22 protein-coding genes are annotated in these 21,731 nt (G+C 69.7%); 12 read left to right on the forward strand and 10 right to left on the reverse strand.

Going from position 1 to position 21,731, the window contains the following annotated elements:
- Nucleotide 1 precedes the first annotated feature (1 nt).
- Both OX958_RS04120 and OX958_RS04125 read left to right on the forward strand, forming a co-directional pair.
- Nucleotides 2-988 carry an alpha-ketoacid dehydrogenase subunit beta gene (locus OX958_RS04120; protein WP_270135810.1) on the forward strand — a complete coding sequence of 329 codons (987 nt, stop codon included), beginning with the start codon at nt 2-4 and terminating at the stop codon, nt 986-988.
- Complete coding sequence (locus OX958_RS04125) at nt 985-2,265, forward strand: dihydrolipoamide acetyltransferase family protein (RefSeq protein ID WP_270135811.1); 1,281 nt, start codon at nt 985-987, stop codon at nt 2,263-2,265. Before OX958_RS04120 ends, OX958_RS04125 begins: the two co-directional genes overlap by 4 nt.
- On the opposite strand, the gene OX958_RS04130 is transcribed toward OX958_RS04125, so the two are convergent.
- From OX958_RS04130 to OX958_RS04145, 4 genes are all read right to left on the reverse strand, one after another.
- Nucleotides 2,262-2,969, reverse strand: a complete 708-nt coding sequence (locus OX958_RS04130; protein ID WP_270135812.1) for a TetR/AcrR family transcriptional regulator — start codon at nt 2,967-2,969, stop codon at nt 2,262-2,264. The genes OX958_RS04125 and OX958_RS04130 overlap by 4 nt on opposite strands.
- A 109-nt stretch (nt 2,970-3,078) precedes the next feature.
- Nucleotides 3,079-3,876, reverse strand: coding sequence for a S1 family peptidase (locus OX958_RS04135; protein ID WP_270135813.1), 798 nt, complete (start codon nt 3,874-3,876; stop codon nt 3,079-3,081).
- A 256-nt stretch (nt 3,877-4,132) separates the two neighbouring features.
- Nucleotides 4,133-4,960, reverse strand: a complete 828-nt coding sequence (locus OX958_RS04140) for an aldo/keto reductase (protein WP_270135814.1) — start codon at nt 4,958-4,960, stop codon at nt 4,133-4,135.
- Between the two features lie 12 nt (nt 4,961-4,972).
- Nucleotides 4,973-6,157: an MFS transporter gene (locus tag OX958_RS04145; protein WP_270135815.1), complete on the reverse strand. Its 1,185-nt coding sequence runs from the start codon at nt 6,155-6,157 to the stop codon at nt 4,973-4,975.
- A 143-nt stretch (nt 6,158-6,300) separates the two neighbouring features.
- Between OX958_RS04145 and OX958_RS04150 the strand changes: the two genes are divergently transcribed.
- The 4 genes from OX958_RS04150 to OX958_RS04165 all read left to right on the forward strand — a co-directional run bounded on the left by OX958_RS04150 (nt 6,301) and on the right by OX958_RS04165 (nt 9,914).
- Complete coding sequence (locus OX958_RS04150) at nt 6,301-6,756, forward strand: MarR family winged helix-turn-helix transcriptional regulator (RefSeq protein WP_270135816.1); 456 nt, start codon at nt 6,301-6,303, stop codon at nt 6,754-6,756.
- Nucleotides 6,757-6,797: 41 nt separating this feature from the next.
- Nucleotides 6,798-7,265, forward strand: coding sequence for an SRPBCC family protein (locus OX958_RS04155; protein ID WP_270135817.1), 468 nt, complete (start codon nt 6,798-6,800; stop codon nt 7,263-7,265).
- Between the two features lie 76 nt (nt 7,266-7,341).
- Nucleotides 7,342-8,655: a DUF1800 domain-containing protein gene (locus OX958_RS04160; RefSeq protein WP_270135818.1), complete on the forward strand. Its 1,314-nt coding sequence runs from the start codon at nt 7,342-7,344 to the stop codon at nt 8,653-8,655.
- A gap of 8 nt (nt 8,656-8,663) precedes the next feature.
- Nucleotides 8,664-9,914, forward strand: coding sequence for a DUF1501 domain-containing protein (locus OX958_RS04165; RefSeq protein WP_270135819.1), 1,251 nt, complete (start codon nt 8,664-8,666; stop codon nt 9,912-9,914).
- Here the strand turns inward: OX958_RS04165 and OX958_RS04170 are convergent.
- The 3 genes from OX958_RS04170 to OX958_RS04180 form a co-directional block, all read right to left on the reverse strand.
- Nucleotides 9,904-11,202, reverse strand: coding sequence for a HAMP domain-containing sensor histidine kinase (locus OX958_RS04170; protein ID WP_270135820.1), 1,299 nt, complete (start codon nt 11,200-11,202; stop codon nt 9,904-9,906). The two genes, OX958_RS04165 and OX958_RS04170, sit on opposite strands and share 11 nt — an antisense overlap.
- Nucleotides 11,199-11,867 carry a response regulator transcription factor gene (locus tag OX958_RS04175; RefSeq protein WP_270135821.1) on the reverse strand — a complete coding sequence of 223 codons (669 nt, stop codon included), beginning with the start codon at nt 11,865-11,867 and terminating at the stop codon, nt 11,199-11,201. Before OX958_RS04175 ends, OX958_RS04170 begins: the two co-directional genes overlap by 4 nt.
- A 127-nt stretch (nt 11,868-11,994) precedes the next feature.
- Nucleotides 11,995-12,864, reverse strand: a complete 870-nt coding sequence (locus OX958_RS04180) for a LysR family transcriptional regulator (RefSeq protein WP_270135822.1) — start codon at nt 12,862-12,864, stop codon at nt 11,995-11,997.
- Nucleotides 12,865-12,935: 71 nt separating this feature from the next.
- Between OX958_RS04180 and OX958_RS04185 the strand changes: the two genes are divergently transcribed.
- From OX958_RS04185 to OX958_RS04210, 6 genes are all read left to right on the forward strand, one after another.
- Nucleotides 12,936-13,991 (forward strand): SDR family oxidoreductase, encoded by a 1,056-nt coding sequence (locus tag OX958_RS04185; RefSeq protein ID WP_270135823.1) that lies wholly within the window; start codon nt 12,936-12,938, stop codon nt 13,989-13,991.
- 21 nt (nt 13,992-14,012) lie between these two features.
- Nucleotides 14,013-14,615 (forward strand): helix-turn-helix domain-containing protein, encoded by a 603-nt coding sequence (locus OX958_RS04190; protein WP_270135824.1) that lies wholly within the window; start codon nt 14,013-14,015, stop codon nt 14,613-14,615.
- A gap of 79 nt (nt 14,616-14,694) precedes the next feature.
- Nucleotides 14,695-15,849, forward strand: coding sequence for an NAD(P)/FAD-dependent oxidoreductase (locus tag OX958_RS04195; RefSeq protein WP_270135825.1), 1,155 nt, complete (start codon nt 14,695-14,697; stop codon nt 15,847-15,849).
- Nucleotides 15,846-17,624, forward strand: a complete 1,779-nt coding sequence (locus OX958_RS04200; RefSeq protein WP_270135826.1) for an FAD-dependent oxidoreductase — start codon at nt 15,846-15,848, stop codon at nt 17,622-17,624. Before OX958_RS04195 ends, OX958_RS04200 begins: the two co-directional genes overlap by 4 nt.
- Nucleotides 17,621-18,523 carry a dihydrodipicolinate synthase family protein gene (locus OX958_RS04205; RefSeq protein WP_270135827.1) on the forward strand — a complete coding sequence of 301 codons (903 nt, stop codon included), beginning with the start codon at nt 17,621-17,623 and terminating at the stop codon, nt 18,521-18,523. The genes OX958_RS04200 and OX958_RS04205 overlap by 4 nt, the downstream gene beginning before the upstream one ends.
- A complete protein-coding gene (locus tag OX958_RS04210; protein WP_270135828.1) occupies nt 18,520-19,521 on the forward strand; it encodes a proline racemase family protein in 1,002 nt (333 codons plus the stop codon). Before OX958_RS04205 ends, OX958_RS04210 begins: the two co-directional genes overlap by 4 nt.
- Here OX958_RS04210 and OX958_RS04215 read toward each other — a convergent pair.
- Genes OX958_RS04215 through OX958_RS04225 form a run of 3 tightly spaced genes read right to left on the reverse strand, consistent with a single transcriptional unit; the run spans nt 19,518 to nt 21,723 of the window.
- Nucleotides 19,518-20,366: a biotin-dependent carboxyltransferase family protein gene (locus OX958_RS04215; protein ID WP_270135829.1), complete on the reverse strand. Its 849-nt coding sequence runs from the start codon at nt 20,364-20,366 to the stop codon at nt 19,518-19,520. The two genes, OX958_RS04210 and OX958_RS04215, sit on opposite strands and share 4 nt — an antisense overlap.
- Nucleotides 20,366-20,971, reverse strand: coding sequence for a 5-oxoprolinase subunit B family protein (locus tag OX958_RS04220; RefSeq protein WP_270135830.1), 606 nt, complete (start codon nt 20,969-20,971; stop codon nt 20,366-20,368). The genes OX958_RS04215 and OX958_RS04220 overlap by 1 nt, the downstream gene beginning before the upstream one ends.
- Nucleotides 20,971-21,723, reverse strand: a complete 753-nt coding sequence (locus tag OX958_RS04225) for a LamB/YcsF family protein (RefSeq protein ID WP_270135831.1) — start codon at nt 21,721-21,723, stop codon at nt 20,971-20,973. Before OX958_RS04225 ends, OX958_RS04220 begins: the two co-directional genes overlap by 1 nt.
- Nucleotides 21,724-21,731: the final 8 nt, after the last annotated feature.

Below are 21,731 nucleotides of genomic sequence, written 5' to 3' on the forward strand. Positions count from 1 at the left end.
CATGGCGCACGAGAAGCTCTCCATGGCGCAGGCGCTGAACCAGGCGCTGCGGGACGCGATGCGGGCCGACGAGCGGGTGCTGATGTTCGGCGAGGACGTCGGCGCGCTCGGTGGGGTGTTCCGGATCACCGACGGACTGACCGCCGAGTTCGGCGAGGACCGCTGCTTCGACACCCCGCTGGCCGAGGCCGGCATCGTCGGGATGGCGGTCGGGCTGGCGATGAACGGGATGCGGCCGGTGGTCGAGATGCAGTTCGACGCGTTCGGCTACCCGGCGTTCGAGCAGGTGGTCAGCCATGTCGCGAAGATGCGCAACCGGACCCGCGGCAAGGTCACGCTGCCGATGGTGATCCGGATGCCGTACGCCGGTGGCATCGGCGGGGTCGAGCACCACTGCGACTCCTCGGAGTCCTACTACGCCCACACGCCGGGGCTGACGGTCGTTGCTCCGAGCACCGTTTCGGACGCCTACACGTTGTTGCGCAGGGCAATCGAATTTCCGGACCCGGTCATCTTCATGGAGCCCAAGAAGCTCTACTGGGCGAAGGAAGAGGTCGAGCTGAGTGCCGGCGAGCCGGGGATCGGGACGGCCGTCGTACGGCGGGAGGGCACCGACGCGACGCTGATCGCCTATGGGCCGTCGGTGCCGATCGCGATGGAGGCCGCCGAGGCCGCGGCGGCCGAGGGGCGGTCGCTGCAGGTGGTGGATCTGCGGTCGATCGTGCCGTTCGACGACGAGACGGTCTGTGCCGCTGTCCGCAGTACCGGCCGGGCCGTGGTGGTGGCCGAGGCCAGTGGGTTCGCGAGTGTCTCGTCGGAGATCGTCGCGCGGGTCACCGAGCGGTGCTTCCACTCGCTGGCGGCGCCGATCCGCCGGGTGACCGGGTTCGACATCCCGTATCCGCCGCCGAAGCTCGAGCGGCACCAGCTGCCCGGCGTCGACCGGATCCTCGATGCTGTCGACAGCCTGCAGTGGGAGGACTCGTGAGCGCGACCCAGACATTTCTGCTGCCGGATCTCGGTGAAGGGCTGACGGAGGCGGAGATCGTCCGCTGGCTGGTCGAGGTCGGCGACGTGGTCGCGGTCGACGCTCCGGTGGCCGAGGTCGAGACCGCCAAGTCGATCGTCGAGGTGCCGTCGCCGTACGCCGGGGTGGTCGCGGAGCTCCACGGGACCGCTGGTTCCACCGTCGACGTCGGCAAGCCGCTGATCACGATCGGCGTTCTGGCGCCGGCGGCCGAAACCTACCGCGAGGAAGAGAAGGCCGGCTCGGGCAACGTCCTGATCGGTTACGGCACGCCCGAGTCGGCAGGATCGGGCCGGCGCCGCATGCCTCGCAGTACGGTCGTCGAGTCCGTGGTGGAGAAGGCACCGGCGCGTTCCACTGTGCCGTTGGTGATCTCACCGCTGGTTCGGCGGATGGCCAAGGACGCGAAGATCGATCTGCATGCGGTGACTGGGTCCGGCGCGGGCGGGTTGATCGTTCGGCGCGATGTCGAGGCCGCCATTGCCGGCCAGAAGCCTGCTCTGGTTGAGGAAACTGTTGGAACGGTCGAGTCGCGAACCGGGCTGGCCGAGCTTCGGCGGATTCCGGTGAGTGGGTTCCGGAAGGCCGTGGCGAGCACCCTGAGCCGGAGCCGGCGGGAGATCCCGGAGGCCACGACCTGGGTGGATGTGGACGCGACCGCGCTGCTCGAGGTCCGGGAATCGTTGCGCACGGCGACAGACGCCGGACCGGGGCTGCTCGCGCTGATGGCACGGTTCGTGGTGGCCGGGCTGAAGAAGTACCCGGAGCTCAACGGTTTCGTGGACACCGAGCGGGACGAGCTCGTGCAGTACGACGGGGTCAACCTCGGGCTGGCGGCCCAGACCGAGCGCGGACTCGTCGTACCGGCCGTGGCGGACGCGCACCTGTTGACCGCGCGGGGGCTGGACCGGGAGATCCGGCGGCTGACCAGCGCGGCGCGCGACGGGAAGCTGACGCCGCACGAGCTGTCGTGCGGATCCTTCACGCTGAACAACTACGGCAGCTTCGGGGTCGACGGCAGCGCTGCGATCATCAACCACCCGCAGGTGGCGATCCTCGGCGTCGGCCGGATCATCGACCGGCCGTGGGTGGTCGACGGTCAGCTCGCGGTCCGCAAGCTGACCCAGTTGTCGCTGGTCTTCGACCACCGGGTCTGTGACGGCGGGACGGCGGCCGGCTTCCTCCGCTTCGTCGCTGACGCCTTCGAGTCACCGGCCTCGGCGCTAGCGGACCTCTAAATCAGCTGTCGCGGGCGCAACCCGATCAGGATGGCTCGGAGACCGGTTCGGAAGCGTGCTTCCGGGCCGGCCGAGTCGTCCCGGCTGAGGTAGGCGGCCAGGGTGCCGGCGCCGATTCCCAGTTGGTCGCCCGCGGCCGATGCCCACTCGGCTTCTGTCAGACGGCTCCTGCGGACGGTCGCGGTCCACGCGGCATCCGTCACCGCGGCTCCGACGACGTAGTGGAAGACCGCCGAGACGGCGGCGTCCAGGTAGATGCCCTTGAAGCCGGCCGACTTGAGGATGGCCAGCATCCGCTCGGCGTACGCCTGGTAGTTCGGCCCGAGCCCGGCGTGGCTCGCCATCAACTGCGCCGCCCACGGATGCTCGGCCAGTACGCCGTACGCAGCGTGCGCCAGCACCGTCAACCGATCTCGCCAGTCGCCCTCTTCGGCCGGAACCAGCGCCTCGGCGAGCACGGTGTCGACCGCCAGCTCGAGCAGATCGTCCTTGTTGGCCACTCGCCAGTACAGCGCCGAGGTCGCCGCTGTCCCGAGCTCGGCAGCCAGCCTGCGCATCGACAGTTTCTCCAGCCCGTCGCGGCTGAGCATCTCGATCGCCGCCCGGACGATGTCCTCCCGGCTCAGCGGTGCCCGGGTCTCGTCCGGATCGGCCCGCAGCCACACCGAACCGAGCACTGTCTTCGCATCCGCCTCGCGTGCCATAGTCCGGATCTTAACTGAAACGGCGTCTCAGATAACAACACGCCGTTTTACCATCGGCAGAACGAAGGGCCGGTCCCCGTGGGACCGGCCCTTCGCGGAAACGGTGGAGCTAGTTGTTGATCTGCGTCTGCAGCGCGGAGGCGTAGGACGCGACCTCGGCGTAGACGCCCGGGTTGCCGGCGTCGGCGCAGCCGATACCCCAGGAGACGACACCGAAGAGCCGGCCGTTCAGGACCAGCGGGCCGCCGGAGTCGCCCTGGCAGGAGTCCTTGCCGCCGGCCTTGTAGCCGGCGCAGATCTCGCCGTTCGCGACATAGTCGTAGCTGGCGTAGACGTTGCCGCAGTAGGCGTCACCGAGGACCGGGGTGAGCACCTTCTGCAGGCGGTTCGCCGGGCCGGTGCCCTCGGTGTTGCCGTAACCGTAGACGGTCGGCTGGGCGCCGACGGCGTCCGCGGCGCGGCTGGTCTCCAGCGGCAGGGTCGGTACGCCGGTGAACGGCGTGGTCAGGGTCAGCACGGCGACGTCGTGGCCGGGCACCTGGCCGTACAGCGGGTCCTTCCAGATCTTGGCGATCTTCGAGGTCCTGCCGCCGGTGCTCGAGTTCAGGTTGTCGCGGCCCTGGATCGCCGTGTAGGTACTCCGCGGCTGGTTGAGGCAGTGCGCGGCGGTGACGATCTTGTTCGCCTTGACCAGCGTGGCGCCGCAGTACTGGTCGACCGGGGACGACGAGTTGCTGTTGTTCAGCGCGATCATCCACGGGACCTGCGCGGTGCTGGCGGTGGTGCCGCCGACGATGTTGGCGCCGGGCGGGGGCGTCCGGGCCTCGGCGGTGCCGATCGCACCGGCCGACGCGAGGGCGACCACACCGGCGGCGAGCACTGCGCGGAACTTGAACTTTCCTGACATGCCTCACGCTCCAAGGTTCTGTCGGGCCACCATGGGCGGGGCGGCCGTATGCAGAGAAGAGTTAGGCGTTCACACTGCGTAGCGCAAGCGATCGGTTGGGCACATCGGTGACGTCCGCAGTCCCGTGCCAGCGGGCGGGGTGCTTCGGCCTGCTGATCCGACGCGGCAAAACCCGCGCCACGACGCCGAAAATCCGGTGTCGTGGCGACGGGCCGGCCGGCCAGCAGGTTTTCCCGCGACTTGCCGGCCCGCACCCTCAGACGGCGTTGAAGGTGTCCGGATCCGGTCCGGTCCGCTCGCCGCGCTCCAGACCCGACACCGCGTCCAGGTCGGCGGCGGTGAGCTCGAAGTCGAAGACCGCGAAGTTCTCCCGGACCCGGGCCGGGGTGACCGACTTGGGGATCACGACGTTGCCGAGCTGCAGGTGCCAGCGCAGGACGATCTGGGCCGGTGTCCGGTCGTACTTCGCGGCCAGTTCGGTGATCGGGGCCTCCGACAACAGCGAGCCGCCCTTGGCCAGCGGGCTCCACGCCTCGGTGGCGATCCCGTGCTCGTTGCCATAGGCCCGTACCGCGTCCTGCTGCAGGTACGGGTGCAGCTCGATCTGGTTCACGGCCGGGACGACCGGCGAGACCGACGCCAGGTGCTGAAGGTGGGCCGGCTGGAAGTTGGAGACGCCGATCGCGCGGACGGCGCCGTCGGCGTACAGCTTCTCGAGGGCACGCCAGCTGTCGGCGTACTTGCCGAGCTCGGGGGCCGGCCAGTGGATCAGGTACAGGTCGAGGAAGTCCAGTCCCAGCAGGCCGCGGCTGCGTTCGAAGGCGGCGAGCGTCTCCTGGTAGCCCTGGTCGGCGTTCCACAGCTTGGTGGTGACGAAGAGCTCTTCGCGGGCCAGACCGGAGGAGGCGAGTGCCTTCCCGACGCCGGCCTCGTTCTGGTACGCCGCCGCCGTGTCGATGCTGCGGTAGCCGGCATCGAGGGCAGTAGTGACGGCCGCGGTGGTCTCCGCGTCCGGCACCTGGAAGACGCCGAAGCCGAGTTGGGGCATCTCGACGCCGTTGTTGAGTTTCAGGGTGGGGATCATCAGTTCAGTTCCTTAGACAGTGGTGAGGACAGGTTCAGGAGTCGAGGTGGTCCGCCGGCGGCGATCCAGCAGACCGGAGGTGAGCGCGACGGCGAGGCCGGCCGTGGCCAGCGCGGCGCCGACCCAGTTGGGGGCCGTGTACCCGAGGCCATGCTCGATCGTGAGCCCGCCGAGGTAGGCGCCGACCGCATTGCCGAGGTTGAAAGCGGCGATGTTGGCAGCCGAAGCGAGCGCCGGAGCGCCGCCCGCCTTGTCCATCACCCGCTTCTGCAGCGGTGCCACGGTCGCGAAGCCGGCGGCGCCGAACAGCGCGATCGTTATCGCCGCAGGCACTCGCCCGTGGGCGGTGAAGACGAAGGCCGCCAGTACGACGGCCAGCAGCGCGAGGATCACGTACAGGCTGGGCATCAGCGAGCGGTCCGCCGCCTTGCCGCCGAGCAGGTTGCCGACCACCAGGCCGCCGCCGAACAGCACGAGCAGCCAGGTGACGGCACCGGACGAGAAGCCCGCCACCTCGGTCATCATCGGCGCGATGTAGGTGAAGGACGCGAACACCCCGGCGAAGCCGAGCGCGGTCATCGCCAGCGCGAGCCAGACCTGCAGGTTGCGGAAGACCGCCAGTTCGCTGCGCAGCCCTGGTCCTTCGCTGACACTCTGCCGGGGGAGCAGCAACAGGATGCCGAGCAGTCCGATCACGCCCAGCGCGGTGACCGCCCAGAAGGTCGATCGCCAGCCGAACTGCTGGCCGAGCGCGGTACCACCCGGTACGCCGAAGACGTTCGCGACGGTGAGTCCGGTGAACATCAGCGCGATCGCGCTGGCCTGCTTCGCCTTCGGTACCAGCGACGCGGCGACCACGGAGCCGACACCGAAGAAGGCGCCGTGGGCGAGGGCGGCGACGATCCGGCCGGTCATCAGTACGCCGTACGACGGCGCCAGCGCGGAGATCAGGTTGCCGGCGACGAACACGCCCATCAGCGCGATCAGCACCGTCTTGCGGGAGATCCTGGCGCCGATCGCGGTCAGCAGCGGCGCGCCGACCACGACGCCCAGGGCGTAGCCGGAGATCAGCAGACCGGCCGACGGGATGCTGACGCCGAAGTCGGTGGCGACCTCGGGCAGCAGTCCCATGATGACGAACTCGGTGGTACCGATCCCGAAGGCACCGATGGCCAGTGCCCATAAGGCGGCAGGCATGGTGATTTCTCCTTGAATGTAGTCTTGTGACTGTTACCGGCGTCCGCGATAGTTGCACACGCGGACTATTGCATGAGCCTCATGCTGCCTCATGCAACGGTAAAGTTCAAGTGAGGTCTGAATGGTGCGGTGAAGGAGGAGCTGTGGGACTACCGGATGACGCTGCTGAGGCGCGCGCGCAGGGCTGGCGGACCCTGGCCGCTCTGCATGCCCGGATCGAGGACGAGCTGGAGCGTGCGCTGCAGAAGCAGCACGGGCTGTCGGTCAGCGAGTACTCCGTGCTCGACGTGCTGGCCCGGCAGGACGAGCACCACCTGCGGATGAATCAGCTCTCGAACGCGGTCGTGCTCAGTCAGTCGGCCACCACCCGCCTGGTGAACCGGCTCGAGGACCGCAAGCTGCTGGAGCGCTACCTGTGCCCGACCGACCGCCGGGGTATCTACACCGAGGTCACCGAGGCCGGCCGCGCTCTCCTCGCCGAAGCCGAGCCGACGCACGACGAAGTACTGACCGGCGCGCTGCGCAACGCTGCCGAGTTCCCGGAGCTGGCGCCGCTGGTCGACGCCCTCGCACAGCTCGCCCTCCCGGCGAAAACCTGACCCTGGGGTTGCGATCGGCCGGTTGGGGGCACCGACCTGTCATGAGTGACAACGGGTCCATCACTGTCAGCCGCACGATCAACGCCTCGACGAAGGATCTGTTCGACGTCCTCACCAACCCTGAACGGCACGCTGAGCTGGACGGCTCCGGGTTCGTGGTCAGTGACGAGAAGACCGACCGGATCACCGCCACCGGCCAGGTGTTCCGGATGAACATGACCGGTGACCACATGAGCGGCGACTACCAGACCGACAACACCGTCGTCGGCTACGACCCGAACCACCTGGTCGCCTGGCAGACCGCACCCGCGGGCAGCGAGCCGGCCGGCTGGCAGTGGATCTGGGAGCTCAAGGCCCTCGATTCCGGCGACACCGACGTCACCCTGACCTACGACTGGTCGAAGGTGACCGACCGCGAGATCCTCCAGAAGGTGACCTTCCCGCTGGTCCAGCAGAGCCAGCTCGAAGACTCTCTCGGCAACCTGGCCGCGGCCGTCGTCAAGAACTGATCTGGAGCCTGTGGGTTCGCTGAAGAACCCGGCTCGATCCTGGTCCGGCGGGTAGTCCGCCGGTCAGGATCGTTCTATGGGTGAGATCAGTGAGCAAGCTGCCGTACGGCGGTTGCAGGAACGCCTTGGATTCGGGGGCAAGGCGGGTGCGCCAGCGGCGGGGTTCGATCAGGTTGTGGCGCGGGTGTTCAGCGCGGCGGCCGATCCGGGGGCTACGCCGCCGCCCGCGCTGACCGCGCCGGGGGTGATGCAGAAGGGCGACAAAGAAGCCAAGAAGGCCGCGAACAGACTGCGGGCCGAGCAGGAGTCGCGGGTCTCGGCTTGGTGGCTGGACCGGATGGTGGTCTCCGAGAAGGCGACCGAGCGGTTGGCCTGGTTCTGGCACGGGCATTTCGCGACCAGCAACCAGAAGGTACGGAGTGCGCCGCTGATGCTGGCGCAGAACCAGGTCTTCCGGGCCCGGGCCCGAGGTGACTTCGGTGAGTTGGCGCGGGCGATGATCGTGGACGCGGCGATGATCCGGTGGCTCGACGGCGACGACAACCGCTTGGGCTCGCCCAACGAGAATCTGGCGCGGGAGTTCCTGGAGCTGTTCACGCTGGGGATCGGGCACTACCAGGAGGTCGACGTCTTCGAGGGCGCGCGGGCGCTCACCGGCTGGACGGTACGGCGTACTTCGGTGCGGCCGGTGTTCGTGCCGAAGCGCTACGACGCCGAGCCGAAGACCGTGTTCGGCAAGACCGGGGACTTCGATGCCAAGGGGTTCGCCGACCTGGCGCTGGCCGAGCCGGAGTGTGCGGCGTTCGTCGTGGGGCGGCTGTGGTTCCGGCTGGTCTCGCCGGCGCCGCCCGGTGCGGCGACGCTCCGGCGACTGCTCGATGCCTACGGCAACCAGCGTGATATCGAGTCGGTGCTGAAGGCAATCATTGCCGAGCCGGCCTTCCGGGACAGCGCCTCGGCGTTGGTCAAGCAGCCGGTGGAATGGGCGGTCGGGGTGATGCGTGCCCTCGGGATCCGGCCGGGGACGCTCGACGACAAGACGAGGCTGAAAGTGCTCGCCGGGTTGCGGGGGATGGGGCAGGTGCCGCTCCGGCCGCCGAGTGTCGGAGGTTGGCCGGCGGGTGGTAGCTGGCTGACCACGTCGGCTGCGGTAGCGCGACTGCAACTCGCGCAACTGCTGGCCAGGCAAGCAGCTGAGAGCGGTCCGCGAGCCGGGCGACCGGAGCTCGGGCAGCTCGCGAAGAGCAGCGCGCGCGTCGACGGAGTACGGATGCTGCTGGGGGTGGACGCGTGGACGGACAGGACGCGGAACGCGCTGGCCGGACTGACCGATCCCGCGCAGCTGGTCGCGGTCGCGGCCTGCGCGCCCGAGTACGTCGTGAGCAGTTGAGGAGAATCATGGACAACCTGACCCGACGCCGGTTCCTGACCATGAGCGGAGTCACCGCCGCGGGTGCACTCGCGGTGGGCGCGACCCAGGTGAACTGGTCCGACCTGATGACCGCCGCGGTCGAGAATCCCTTGCAGAGCGAGGATTCGGTGTTGGTGGTCGTCACCTTGTACGGCGGCAACGACGGACTCAACACCGTCGTACCGGCCGGCGATCCGGCGTACCAGAAGGCGCGGCCGGAGCTTGCCTACCAGCCGGACGAGGTGCTGGAGCTGGGAGACGGGCTGGGGCTCAATCCAGGGCTGAAGGGACTCAAGGGTCTGTGGGACGAGAAGGCGCTCGCGATCGTTCGCGGGGTCGGGTATCCGCAGCCGGATCGCAGTCACTTCCGGTCGATGGCGATCTGGCAGACGGCGGCGCCGAAGTCGCCCGTTCCGACGGGCTGGCTCGGGCGCTGGCTCGATCTGGCCGGTGCCGATCCCTTGAACGCGGTGTCGGTCGAGCCCACACTGCCGCCGTTGCTGGCAGGGGCGACGACGGCGGCAGCGTCGCTCCCCGTTCGAGGTCTCAAGCTCCCGTCGGGCAAGGTCGGTACTGCGTTCGCTGCGCTGGGCAACCCGAGCCCCGGCGAGGCGCCCTGGCAGGCGGCCGCCGCGAAATCGCTGGGGGATCTGCAGAACGCGTTACGAGTACTCGGTGGCGCTGTTCACGATCAGGCCGAGCGGGAGGACGACGAGGACGAGCAGCGGACCAAGGGCGCTTCGGCCGGTGGCGGATCGCAGCTCGGCGCTCAGCTGGACCTGGTGGCCGGACTGGTCGAGGCGGGAGTGCCGACCCGTGCGTACTCCGTGTCGCTGGGCGGCTTCGACACCCACGCGGACGAGCGGGGTACACAGCAGCGGTTGATGAGTGAGCTGGACGGTGCGCTGACACCCTTCGTCCGCAGGATGCGGAAGAGCGATCGCGGTCGGCAGGTGGTGGTCCTGGTGTACTCCGAGTTCGGGCGCCGGGTGCACGCGAACGGGAGTGACGGCACCGACCACGGAACTGCCGGGCCGCTGTTCGTGCTGGGCGAGCAGGTCCGGGGCGGCTTCTTCGGCGCGCAGCCCAGTCTGACCGACCTGGCGAGCGGCGATCTGGTGGCGACGACCGATTTCCGCGACGTCTACGGCACGGTACTGCGCGACGTACTGGGCGCGGACGGCGAGCGGATCCTGGACGGCCACAGCGGCACGGTCGATGGTCTGCTCAGGGTTTGAGAGTCAGCAGGAACGCCGCGCCCGGCTTGCCGTCAGGACGGTCGGTCGCGATCAGGTCGCCACCGTGGGCCCGGGCGAAACCGCGGGCGATCGGCAGACCGAGACCCGAGCCGCGGCTGCGCTCACCGTGCACGAGTCGCTGGAAGATCCGTTCCCGATCCTCCACCGGTACGCCGGGCCCGTCGTCCTGGACGACGACCTGTACCTGCCCGGCGCTGCTACCGATCAGGACATCGATCCGACCGCTGTCCCCGGTGGCGTGGCGGGCGTTGTCGAGCAGGTTGGCGAGAATCTGGGTGAGCCGGTCGCGGTCGGCGTCCAGTTGGACGTCCGCGCCGATGATCTCGATCGTGAGGCCCGGGGCGAGCAGCCGCAGCCGGCCGGCCTGCGTCCGGGCGAGATGCTTGAGCAGGACGGGCTCGCGCCGCAGGACCAGCCCGGCGTCGATCCGGGCGAGTTCGAGCAGGTCGGCGACCAGGCTGCCGGCCCGGCGGGACTCGCGGACCAGCAGCAGTTCGAGTTCGTCGCGGCGTTCGGCCGGAGCGTCGGGGCCGAGCTGGAGCAGGGTCTCGGCGGCGGTCTGCAGTCCGGTGACCGGCGTACGGAGTTCGTGGGCGGCGTCGGCGACGAACTGGCGAAGGTGCTGCTCCGCGCCGCGGGCCGTCCGTTCGGCGCCTTCCAGGGAGTCGAGCATCTCGTCGAAGGCGGCGGCTGTGCGGCCGAGTTCGGTGTCGCGGCGCGTTGGCTGCAGGCGGCCACCGCGGCGGCCGGCGGCGATCGAGCGGGCCAGCGAGGTCATCGTGTCGAGCGGCGCCAGCGCGAGCCGCATGCCCAGGACCAGCGCGACGCCCGTGATGAGAAGAGCGGCCGCGCCGGCGATGAACAGCACGCGTTGCAGGGTTCGGCTCGCGCCGTCCAGCAGCGAGGTGTCGGCGGAGAGGAGCAGCGTGGCGCCCCGGGTGCGCTGGCCCGCGGCCAGGGTGGTCCGCACCTGGCGAAGTTCGCCGGTGGGTTCGAGGGCCGGGGCACCGAACTGCTGGCCGGTGCGCAGCACCAGGGTGACCCGGACGCCGTCGGCGTCGATCCGGCGGACGAGGTTGTTGGGGGCAACGTTCTGCCGGGCCAGTTGCTGGGCGAGTTGCGCGCGGCCGGTCAGCAGCGTGCTCAAATTGCGCTCGGCCTGGGCGTCGAAGATCGCCTTGACCGCGAGACCTGTGACGGGCAGGACGATCAGCAGCACCAGCAGTGCGGTGATCGTGACCCGCCGGCGTAGCGAGACGGTGTTCACTCCCGGGCCGCTTCCCGGAGGATGTAGCCCGCGCCGCGGATGGTGTGCAGCAGGGGAGGTGCGCCGAGTTTGCGGCGCAGGGCGCTGACGTGGACCTCGACCAGGTTCGCGGCGTAGTCGTCGTACCCCCAGACCGCGGCCAGCAGTTGCGTCTTGCCGACGACCTTGTCCCGGCGGCCGGCCAGGAACGTCAGCAGCTTCAGCTCGGTCGCCGTCAGATCGAGCGGGCGCCCGGCGCGACTGGCCGAGCCGGCCTCCACGTCGACCACCAGGTCGGCGAGCTCCAGGACGGTCCGCAGCCGGCCCATCCGGCGCAGTACGGCCTCGATCCGGGCGATCAGCTCGGCCAGCACGAACGGCTTGACCACGTAGTCGTCGGCGCCGGTCCGCAGTCCGTGCAGCCGGTCCTCGACGGCGTCGCGGGCAGTGAGCAGGACGATCCCCGCGTTCGAGACCTGACGGACCACCTCCAGCAGGGCGAAGCCGTCCCGGCCGGGCAGCATCACGTCGAGCAGCACGAGGTCGGGCCGGAAGGCAGCAAGATCGCGTTCGAGGGTGTCGCCGTCGGCGCGGGTCAGCACCTCGCAGCCGGACTCCTGCAGCGCGATCCCGACAGCGGTCCGGATCGCCTCCGCGTCCTCGACCACGAGGACCTTCGCCATCATCCACCCATCGTGCCACCGCCGGACGGCTCAGCCGTACTCCGGACGCGCGGCTTCAGCACACCTTCAGCTACCGGCGCGGTGCGAGACCGGTCTGCTGATGGGTACCTGCATCGGGCCGCGGCGGTAGTCACGGCCAGACGCTGGTCAGAACCTCGATGAACGCCGCCGCGAGTGGGTCCGGCGCACCGCGGGTGTAGGCGGTGAGGGTGCGGCGGGTGGGCGGTTCGGTGCGCAGTACGTGCCCGTCGAAGCCCGGCGGGAGGATGTTGGCCGGGACCAGGGCCGGGCCGAGGCCGGCTGCCGCGAGGGCCGGGGCCGCGGCGGTCTGCTCGATGTGGACGGCCGCGCGCGGCTCGAAACCGGCTTTCGCGCAGGCCTGGTTCAGCACGTCGGCCAGGCCGTGGCCCGGGGTGTAGTGCACCCAGGCACGGTCGGCCAGATCCTTCAGCTTGACGGACTTCCGGCGCGCGACCGGGTCGTCGGCGGCGACGACCACAACGAGCTCCTCCTTGCCCAGCACCTGGGTCCGCCCCGGCCAGCTCGGTGGCGCCGGGCCGACGGCGAGATCCGCCTGGCCGGCGCTCATCGCCTTGGCCAGCTCATCGGTGTGCCGGTGCTCGAAGAGGCGGATGGCGACGTCCGGACAGGTCCGCCGCCAGGCTTTGAGCGCGATCGGCAGGATGCCGAGGCTGATCGAGTAGAGCGTCGCGATCTGCAGCTCGCCGGACTCCAGCCCAGCGGTCTGGCGGGCCGCGCAGCGCGCCCGCTCGGCGTCGGCCAGCGCGGCGCGGGCGTGCGGGAGCATCGCGCGGCCGGTCGGAGTGAGCCGCACCGCGCGCGGAAGCCGCTCCAGCAGCGGGCTGCCGGTGGACCGCTCGAGCGCACGGATCTGGTGCGACAGCGCCGGCTGGGTGACGTGCAGCAGCTCGGCCGCCCTGGTGAACGAGCCCAGGTCGACGACGGTGACCAGATATTCGAGCTGCCGCAGCGTCGCCATGAACAGAGCTTATGGGATCGGTGATCACTATGCCTTGGACTTATCCACAGGGTTAGCCACAGGCTGGGGATATGAACCTGGGGAAAACCGCGCTTGTAGTGGGCGCCCGCGGAGTGATCGGATCGAAGCTGGTCGAGCACCTGGACTCGCTGCCGGACTGGGAGGTCGTCGGGCTGTCCCGGCGAGGCGGGGCCGACGCGCCCGGCGTACGGCAGCTGGCGGTGGATCTTCTCGATCCGGACGACACCCGCGCCGAGCTGTCCGGCCTGACGGAGGTGACGCACGTCTTCTACGCCGCCTATCAGGACCGGCCGACCTGGGCCGAGCTGGTCCCGCCCAACCTGGCCATGCTGGTCAACGTCGTCGACGCGATCGAGCCGGTCGCTCGCGGCCTGCGGCACGTCAGCCTGATGCAGGGCTACAAGGTGTACGGCGCGCACCTCGGTCCGTTCAAGACGCCGGCCAGGGAGGATGATCCGCCGCACCTGCCGCCGGAGTTCAACGTCGATCAGCAACGCTTTCTCGAGCAGCGGGCGGCCGGCGCGGACTGGGACTGGTCGGCGATGCGGCCCTCCGTCGTCGGTGGCGCCGCTTTGGGCAACCCGATGAACCTGGCGGTCGGAATCGCCGTCTACGCGTCGATCTCGAAGGAACTGGGCGTGCCGTTGCGGTTCCCCGGCAAGCTCGGCGCCTACGACAGCCTGCTGGAGCTGACCGATGCCGGGTTGTTGGCCAAGGCAACCGTCTGGGCGGCGACCGCGCCGGCCGCGGCGAACCAGGCGTTCAACATCACCAACGGAGATCTGTTCCGGTGGAACGAGCTGTGGCCGAAGCTCGCCCGCTGGTTCGGGCTGGAGGTGGCGCCGCCGTTGCAGCTCTCCCTGCAGACGGTGATGGCCGACAAGGAGCCGCTGTGGAAGCAGCTGCAGGCAACCCACGGCCTCGCCGGTACGCCGTACGCCGAGGTCTCGTCCTGGCCGTTCGCGGATTTCGTCTTCGGCTGGGACTACGACTTCTTCGCCGACGGGTCGAAGGCCCGCCGGGCCGGTTTCCACGAGTACGTCGACACCGAGGCGATGTTCCTGGGAATCTTCGAGACCCTTCGGCGCGAGCGCGTCATCCCGTGACGGTGTGGCATGCTCCCGGCTGTGGCTGGACAAGGAGCGGGGCAGGGCGCCGGACGGGTGCTGGGAGCCAACCTGCGGGCGCGGCGGGACGAACAGGGCATCTCGCTGTCCGAGCTGGCGCGGCGGTCGGGGATCGCCAAGGGCACGTTGTCCCAGCTGGAGTCGGGAGCGGGTAATCCGACGATCGAGACGGTGTTCAGTCTGTCGAACGCTTTGGCGGTTCCCGTCTCGTCCTTGCTGAACGAGCCACCGGCCTCGGACCTGGTGCACGTGCGGTCCTCGGACGTCGACGTGCTGACCGGGGACGCGGTCGACCTGCGGATGTTGCGGCGACTGGAGCATCCAGGGTCGCTGCTGGAGGTCTACGACCAGCAGATCCGGGCCGGGGCGGTGCAGCATTCCGCCGGGCATCCGGGGACGGAGCATCACGTCGTACTGACCGGGCGGTTGCGGATCTCGGCCCACGGGCAGCAGTTCGAGCTGGAGGCGGGCGACTATCTGGCGTTCCGGGCACACGCGGCGCACGAGTACGAGGCGCTCGACGGACTGGTCCGGTCGGTGTTGCTGTTGGAGTATCCGCCGGACGGACAGCCGGCGTCGCTGGAGAGCCTGCACCTGAGCTGATGGGTGCCCGTTGACCTGGGCGGCCGACGGACGTACGCTCGAATCGTTCATTTTACTGAACGGTCGGGTGGAGGGTCGGATGACTGAGGTCGATGTGGTGGTGGTCGGGGCGGGCATCGTCGGTGCCGCCTGCGCCGAAGCCTTGTCGACGGCCGGCGTGCGGGTGCTTGTCCTGGATCGTGGCTCTCCCGCGGGCGGGACGACGGCGGCCGGCGAGGGCAATGTCCTGGTCTCCGACAAGGAGCCCGGGCCGGAGCTCGAGCTGGCGATCGCGTCCCGGGCGGAGTGGCGCGCAGTACTGGAGCGGCTGCCGGAGCGAGTGGCGGATGTCGAGTGGGAGCCGAAGGGCGGCCTGGTGGTCGCGACCGGCGATCCGGAGCCGCTGGAGGACTTTGCCGCGGCACAGCGTGGTGCGGGCGTCGATGCCCGGGTGATCAAGCCTGCGGAGGCGTTCGAGTTGGAGCCTCTGCTGACTCCCGCTGTGACTGTCGGCGTCTACTACCCGGAGGATGCTCAGCTCCAGCCGGTTCTCGCGGCCACGGCGTTGCTGGCCGCAGTACGGGCTCGTGGTGGTGAGGTCCGCGGCGGATCCGGCGCCCTGGCCGTACGCCGTTCCGGTGGGCGCGTGACCGGTGTCGAGACGGCTGCGGGCGTCGTCGCCTGTGGCGCGGTGGTCAACGCGTGCGGGCCGTGGGCAGGTGACTTCAGCGCGATGGCTGGTGGGCCGATCCGGATCCTGCCGCGCCGGGGGATGATCCTGGTGACCGCGCCGTTGCCGGAGTGCGTGCGGCACAAGGTGTACGACGCTGACTATGTCGGCGCGGTCGGCAGTGGCGACGCGGAGCTGCAGACGTCGACGGTGGTCGAGTCGACCCGGGGCGGGACGGTGCTGATCGGGTCCAGCAGGGAGCGGATCGGGTTCGACGATTCGGTCCGGGTGAAGGTGCTGCGGGAACTGGCGCGGAAGGCCGTCGGGCTGTTCCCGTTCCTTGGTGAGGTGCCGGTGATGCGGGCCTACGGGGGCTTCCGGCCTTACGCGCCGGATCATCTGCCGGTGATCGGTGCCGATCCGCGGGTCGAGGGTTTGTGGCACGCGACCGGGCACGAGGGCGCCGGGATCGGGCTGGCCGCGTCGACCGGGCGGTTGCTGACGGAGCTGTACCTCGGGCTGGAGCCGCATGTCGATGCCGCGGCGTTCCGGGTCGATCGACCGGGTCTGCTGGGGGTTTCATGAGCCCGTATCTGCGTCCCGCCGAAGGCGATCCGGCCGAGGTGCGAGCGAGCGAGCCGATCGTGGTGACTGTCGATGGTCGACCGCTGAAGGCTTTGCCGGGTCAGACCGTTGCTGCCGCCTTGATGGCCGACGGACGCGACTCGTGGCGGACCACCCGAAACGGTGGCCGAGGCCGTGGGGTCTTCTGCGGGATCGGGGCCTGCTTCGACTGTTTGGTCGTCGTGAACGGCTCGCCGGATGTGCGGGCTTGTCAGCGGGTGGTGCGAGCCGGGGACGAGGTCCGGACGCAGCGAGGGACTGAGTTGCCGGGGATTTCCGGTGCTGTCGGGATGGACCGCGAGATGGCGACGGGCGGCGAGGTGGGTGCTCGCGGCGTACAGGTGGCGGCGGTCGTGGTGGTGGGGGCTGGCCCCGCGGGGATGAGTGCTGCGGTTGCTGCGGCCGACGCGGGGAGTTCGGTGCTGCTGATCGATGCCGGCGCGGGGGCCGGGGGACAGTTCAATCGGCAGTTGCCGGCGGAGTTCCGGGCTGGGCGGCCGGAGAAGTTGCAGCACGGGTGGACGGCGTTCGCGCGGTTGCGCGATCGGATCGCTGGTGACCCGGAGATCACGCAGTTGACCGAGACGAGCGTGTGGGCGGTCGAACGGGGCGTACGGCGTACCAGGTTGTGGTTGCAGCGGGGAGCGGCTGACTCCGCCGGACGCGAGGTATGGGCGGTTGAGACGTCGGCGCTGGTGCTCGCGACGGGTGCTTATGACCGGGTGTTGCCGTTCCCTGGGTGGGAGTTGCCGGGTGTTTACACGGCGGGAGCCGCGCAGGCGTTGGCGAAGGGGCAGCGAATCGCGGTCGGACGCCGTGTGGTGGTCGCCGGTACTGGGCCGTTCTTGTTGCCTGTGGCCGAGTCTCTGGTCGGCGTCGGCGCTGAGGTAGTCGCACTGCTCGAAGCCAACCATCCGATGACCGTTGCCAAGGGGTGGCTCTCGGATCCGCTGGCAGCTGCGACGAAGGTTTCGGAAGGTGCTGGGTACGCGGCTCTGCTTGCTCGCCACCGTATTCCCTTGTTTCATGGGCGTACGGTAATCGCCGCCCATGGCGAGGACCGGGTGGAAGCAGTCACCACCGCCCGCCTGGACCGCGACTGGAATCCGATCCCCGGCACGGAGAAACGGCTGGAGGTCGACGCTGTCTGTCTCGGCTTCGGCTTCACTCCCAACCTCGAGCTCGCCGTCTCCACCCGCTGCCAACTGACCGAGGCGCCGGACGGCGGGCGCGCCGTACTGGTCGACGAGAACCAGCAGACCACCAGCCCTGGTGTCTGGGCGGCAGGCGAACTGACCGGCATCGGCGGAGCTGCGTTGGCTGCAGCCGAAGGCCGAGTAGCTGGCGCGGCAGCAGCAGTCGCGGCCTCGTCACCTCCGGCGGCCAGTAGCGCGGACCGCCGTGCAGTTGCTCAAGGCAAGCGATTCGCCGCGGCGCTGGCCGCGGCGTATCCGGTGCGGGACGGGTGGCTGAAGTGGAGTGCCGAGGACACGTTGGTGTGCCGGTGTGAGGAAGTGAGCCGGGGGGATGTCGACGAGGCCGTGCGGGCTCGGGAGGTTGGTGGGGCCCGGAGTTTGAAGCTCAGTTCGCGGGTGGGGCTGGGGTTGTGTCAGGGCAGGGTTTGTGGACGGAACGTGGCTGCGATCAGCGGCGTGCGGGAGGAGTACGGGCGGCCGGTGACGCAGCCCGTGCGGATGAGTGATTTGGCCGGCGCGGAGATTCTGGAGGATTTGTGAGCGAGAAGCTTGATGGTGTGATCGTGGCCACCGCTTTGCCGTACGCCGAGGACGCGGCGGCACCGGCGGGGTTGCGGCCCGACTACGACAGGTACGCCGAGCACTGCCGGTGGCTGGTCGAGAACGGCTGTCGTGGGGTAGGACCCAACGGTTCGCTGGGGGAGTACTCCTCGCTGACCGACGAGGAGCGGCGGCAGGTCGCGCGGACGGCGATCGAGGCGGTGGGGAACGACGGGATCGTGGTCGTCGGGGTGCACGGAGCGGGGGCGCACCAGGCTCGGGCGTGGGCGGAGCAGGCGGCGGAGGACGGGGCGGACGGCGTACTGTGCCTGCCGCCGACCATGTACCGGGCGAACCGGGGTGAGGTGATCCATCACTACACCGAGGTCGCCAAGGCCGGTTTGCCGGTGATGGTCTACAACAACCCGCACGACACCAAGGTCGACCTGACCCCCGAACTGCTGGCCGAGATCGCGCAGATCGACAACATCGTCGCGGTGAAGGAGTTCACCGGTGACGTCCGGCGGATCCTGGAGATCCGTGAGCTGGCGCCGAGCCTGACCGTCGTGGCCGGTGCCGACGACCTGACGCTGGAGGCGCTGCTGATGGGGGCGACCGGCTGGTTCGCCGGCTTCCCGAACGTCTTCCCGGCCGAGTCCGTCCGGCTCTACGACCTCGCGCTGGCCGGCAAGGTCGCCGAGGCGCGTGCACTGTACGAGCCGCTCGTCGCCGCGTTCCGCTGGGATTCGCGGGTCGAGTTCGTGCAGGCGATCAAGTACGGCATGGACTACGTCGGCCGGTACGGCGGCCCCTGCCGCCCGCCGCGTGGACCGCTCGTGCCCGAGCACCTCGCCCAGCTGGAGCAGGACATGAAGAAGGCCGTGGAGTCGCTGGCATGAGATCGGTCCGGACCCTGAGCGCGATCGACTCGCACACCGAGGGGATGCCGACCCGGGTGATCACCGGCGGCGTCGGCGTGATCCCGGGTGCGACGATGGCCGAGCGACGGCTGCACTTCCTCGAACACGACGACGACGTGCGGCTGTTCCTGATGAACGAGCCGCGGGGTCACTCGGCGATGAGCGGCGCGATCCTGCAACCGCCGACCCGGCCGGACGCCGACTGGGGAGTGCTCTTCATCGAGGTCTCCGGCTGCCTGCCGATGTGCGGGCACGGGACGATCGGCGTCGCCACCGTGCTGGTCGAGTCGGGCATGGTGAAGGTGACCGAGCCGCTCACCCAGGTCCGGCTGGACACTCCGGCCGGCCTGGTCGTCGCGGATGTTGCCGTCAGCAACGGTCGCGCCGAGCACGTGACGATCCAGAACGTATCGGCGTACTCGCACGCGCTGGATGCGACGGTCAAGGTCGACGGGCTGGGCGAGGTCACCTACGACCTCGCGTACGGCGGGAACTTCTACGCGATCCTGCCGCTGGCGCAGCTCGGCATCGCGTTCGACCGGTCCGAGAAGGACCGGATTTTGCGCGCCGGGCTGGACATCATGGACGCGATCAACGCGACGGACCGGCCGGTGCATCCGCTCGATTCGTCGATCAACGAGTGCAAGCATGTCCAGTTCACCGCGCCCGGCCACGACGGGGCGCACTCCCGCAACGCGATGGCGATCCACCCGGGATGGTTCGACCGCTCGCCGTGCGGGACCGGTACGTGTGCCCGGATGGCGCAGCTGCATGCTCGCGGTGAGCTCGGGCTCGGCGAGGGCTTCGTCAACGAGTCGTTCATCGGCACGCGCTTCACCGGCCGGCTGCTGGCGGAGACGACGGTCGGTGACCGGGCGGGCGTCGTACCGACTGTCACCGGGCGCGCGTGGATCACCGGGATGGGGCAGTACCTGCTCGACCCGAGCGATCCGTTCCCGACCGGATTCGTTCTCTAGCTGGTGAAGCGGAGGGACTGACCCGGGCGGAGCTGGGCGCAAGCGGGAAGGTCGGCGGCGGCTACGTAGGCGATGACGGGGTAGCCGCCGGTGACCGGATGGTCTGCGAGGAAGAGCACCGGCAGTCCTGACGGGGGAATCTGCAGCGCGCCCAGCGCCATCCCCTCGCTGGGAAGTTCGCCTTGGCGGACGCGTTCCAGCGGAGCGCCTTCGAGCCGTACGCCGATGCGGTTGCTGTTGCTGCTGACGGTGTAGGTCCGGCCGATCAACGCGCCCGGCGCGAACCAGTCCTCGCGCGGCCCAGGAGTCACCCGTACTGCGACCTCGCCCGCCGCTGGATCAGCCACGGGGGCGAGGTCGACACCTGGCATCGGCCCGTGCTCGCGGCCGACGGGAAGTTCGTCGCCCGCCCTCAGAGGCGCGGGGCCGAGCCCGGACAGCAGGTCGGTCGATCGCGATCCGAGGACCGGGTCGACCGCAAGACCTCCTCGGATCGCGACATAGGTCCGCAACCCGCTCGCCGGTGCTCCGAGTCGCAGTACGGCGCCTGCTCGCAGCGTGAAAGGCGCGTTGAGAGGTACGCCGGCGCAGGGCGCGCCGGTCACCGCCACCACGACGTCGGTTTCGGCCCGAAGAGCCAGACCACCGAAGGTCACCTCGATCGCGGCAGCACCGGCCGCGTTGCCGACCAGCCGGTTCGCCAGCTCGTAGGAGCGGAGATCACAAGCCCCCGATCGCGGTACCCCGAGGGCTGCCTGCCCGGTTCGCCCGCGGTCCTGAATAGTTGCCAAGGGCCCGGAATCGAGCATCGTCAGCGTGGTGGCCGGTGTCCCGGAGTGCGCCATCAGGTCTTCACCTCGACGAAGCGAACCCGGCGGCCGGGCCAGAAGAGTGCTGCCGGGTCGCGGGTCTGGTCGAAGACCTTCAGCTCGGTGTGACCCAGAAGTTGCCAGCCACCGGGGGATTCTCGGGGGTAGACGCCGCTGAACTCGCCGGCCAGCGCGACCGCGCCGACGGGCACCTTGGTGCGCGGCGACTCGCGGCGAGGGACGTCCCAGTCGCCCGCACCGGTGAGATAGCCGAAGCCTGGGGCGAAGCCGCAGAAGGCGACTGTCCAGTCCTCGCTGGTGTGGCGTTCGATCACGTCGTCGATGGAGCAGTTGAGGAGTTCGGCCAGGTCGGGCAGGTCTTCCCCGTCGTAGACGACAGGGATCTCGACCAGTTCGCCGCCGGTACGGGTGCCGGTGATCGGCCGCACCGACCGCAGGGCCTTCGTCAGCTCCGCCAGGTCGGCGCCGTCGGTGGTGAGCATGACCGTGCGCGCCGCCGGGATGATGTCGACGACACCGGCAGGCGGAGCGTCGGACAGCGCGGCGTAGTACCCGAGGACCTCGTCGAGATCCTCCAGTTCCACCAGTACGGCGCGGTCGCCGGCCGGCAGGATCCGCATCAGCGGCCGAACGGGCTCAGCGCGACGCCCGCTCCTTCCAGCGCCCTGCGGACCTGCAGAGCGATCTCGACCGCACCGGGAGTGTCACCGTGGACGCAGATGGAGTCCGGTGCCAGCCGCAGTGCACCACCCTCGTGGTCCTCGATCACGCCACCCGTCGCCATCGCGGTGCAGCGGGCCGCGATCTCCGTGCCGTCGTGCAGTACCGAACCGGCTTCACGCCGGGACACCAGCGTGCCCGAAGGCGTGTAGGCACGGTCGGCGAAGGCTTCGTGGACGACGGTCAGCCCGGCCTCGGCCGCGAGCCGGAGCCAGGCCGAGCCGGGCAACCCGAGCACCGGCAGCGCGGCGTCGTAGTCGACGATCGCGCCGACCACGGCCGCGGCCTGCCCCTCGTTGGTGCTGATCGTGTTGTAGAGGGCCCCGTGGGGTTTCACGTACCGGACGCGATCGCCCGCGATCCGGGCGAACGCGTCCAGCGCGCCGAGTTGGTAGACCACCTCGTCGCGCAACACGGCGGGTTCGACGTCCAGGAACCGGCGGCCGAAGCCGGCCTTGTCGTCGTAGCCGACGTGCGCGCCGATCGCGACGCCCCGCTCGACCGCCTGCCCAGTCACCCGGCGCATGATCGACGGATCGCCGGCGTGGAAACCACAGGCGATGTTGGCGCTGGTGACGACGTCGAGCAACGCGCTGTCGTCGCCCATCGTCCACGAGCCGAAGCCCTCACCCAGATCGGCGTTGAGATCCATCGGTCGAC

It is taken from the genome of Kribbella sp. CA-293567 (assembly GCF_027627575.1).
Taxonomy (GTDB): domain Bacteria; phylum Actinomycetota; class Actinomycetes; order Propionibacteriales; family Kribbellaceae; genus Kribbella.

What these genes read in the sequence shown, in the direction of transcription:
- OX958_RS04210 (WP_270135828.1), top strand. Translation starts at nt 18,520, where the DNA reads ATGAGATCGGTCCGGACCCTGAGCGCGATCGACTCGCACACCGAGGGG.
- OX958_RS04175 (WP_270135821.1), bottom strand. Translation starts at nt 11,867, where the DNA reads ATGATGGCGAAGGTCCTCGTGGTCGAGGACGCGGAGGCGATCCGGACC.
- OX958_RS04120 (WP_270135810.1), top strand. Translation starts at nt 2, where the DNA reads ATGGCGCACGAGAAGCTCTCCATGGCGCAGGCGCTGAACCAGGCGCTG.
- OX958_RS04185 (WP_270135823.1), top strand. Translation starts at nt 12,936, where the DNA reads ATGAACCTGGGGAAAACCGCGCTTGTAGTGGGCGCCCGCGGAGTGATC.
- OX958_RS04180 (WP_270135822.1), bottom strand. Translation starts at nt 12,864, where the DNA reads ATGGCGACGCTGCGGCAGCTCGAATATCTGGTCACCGTCGTCGACCTG.
- OX958_RS04130 (WP_270135812.1), bottom strand. Translation starts at nt 2,969, where the DNA reads ATGGCACGCGAGGCGGATGCGAAGACAGTGCTCGGTTCGGTGTGGCTG.
- OX958_RS04135 (WP_270135813.1), bottom strand. Translation starts at nt 3,876, where the DNA reads ATGTCAGGAAAGTTCAAGTTCCGCGCAGTGCTCGCCGCCGGTGTGGTC.
- OX958_RS04200 (WP_270135826.1), top strand. Translation starts at nt 15,846, where the DNA reads ATGAGCCCGTATCTGCGTCCCGCCGAAGGCGATCCGGCCGAGGTGCGA.
- OX958_RS04145 (WP_270135815.1), bottom strand. Translation starts at nt 6,157, where the DNA reads ATGCCTGCCGCCTTATGGGCACTGGCCATCGGTGCCTTCGGGATCGGT.
- OX958_RS04215 (WP_270135829.1), bottom strand. Translation starts at nt 20,366, where the DNA reads ATGGCGCACTCCGGGACACCGGCCACCACGCTGACGATGCTCGATTCC.
- OX958_RS04195 (WP_270135825.1), top strand. Translation starts at nt 14,695, where the DNA reads ATGACTGAGGTCGATGTGGTGGTGGTCGGGGCGGGCATCGTCGGTGCC.
- OX958_RS04160 (WP_270135818.1), top strand. Translation starts at nt 7,342, where the DNA reads ATGGGTGAGATCAGTGAGCAAGCTGCCGTACGGCGGTTGCAGGAACGC.
- OX958_RS04220 (WP_270135830.1), bottom strand. Translation starts at nt 20,971, where the DNA reads ATGCGGATCCTGCCGGCCGGCGACCGCGCCGTACTGGTGGAACTGGAG.
- OX958_RS04225 (WP_270135831.1), bottom strand. Translation starts at nt 21,723, where the DNA reads ATGGATCTCAACGCCGATCTGGGTGAGGGCTTCGGCTCGTGGACGATG.
- OX958_RS04140 (WP_270135814.1), bottom strand. Translation starts at nt 4,960, where the DNA reads ATGATCCCCACCCTGAAACTCAACAACGGCGTCGAGATGCCCCAACTC.
- OX958_RS04155 (WP_270135817.1), top strand. Translation starts at nt 6,798, where the DNA reads ATGAGTGACAACGGGTCCATCACTGTCAGCCGCACGATCAACGCCTCG.
- OX958_RS04165 (WP_270135819.1), top strand. Translation starts at nt 8,664, where the DNA reads ATGGACAACCTGACCCGACGCCGGTTCCTGACCATGAGCGGAGTCACC.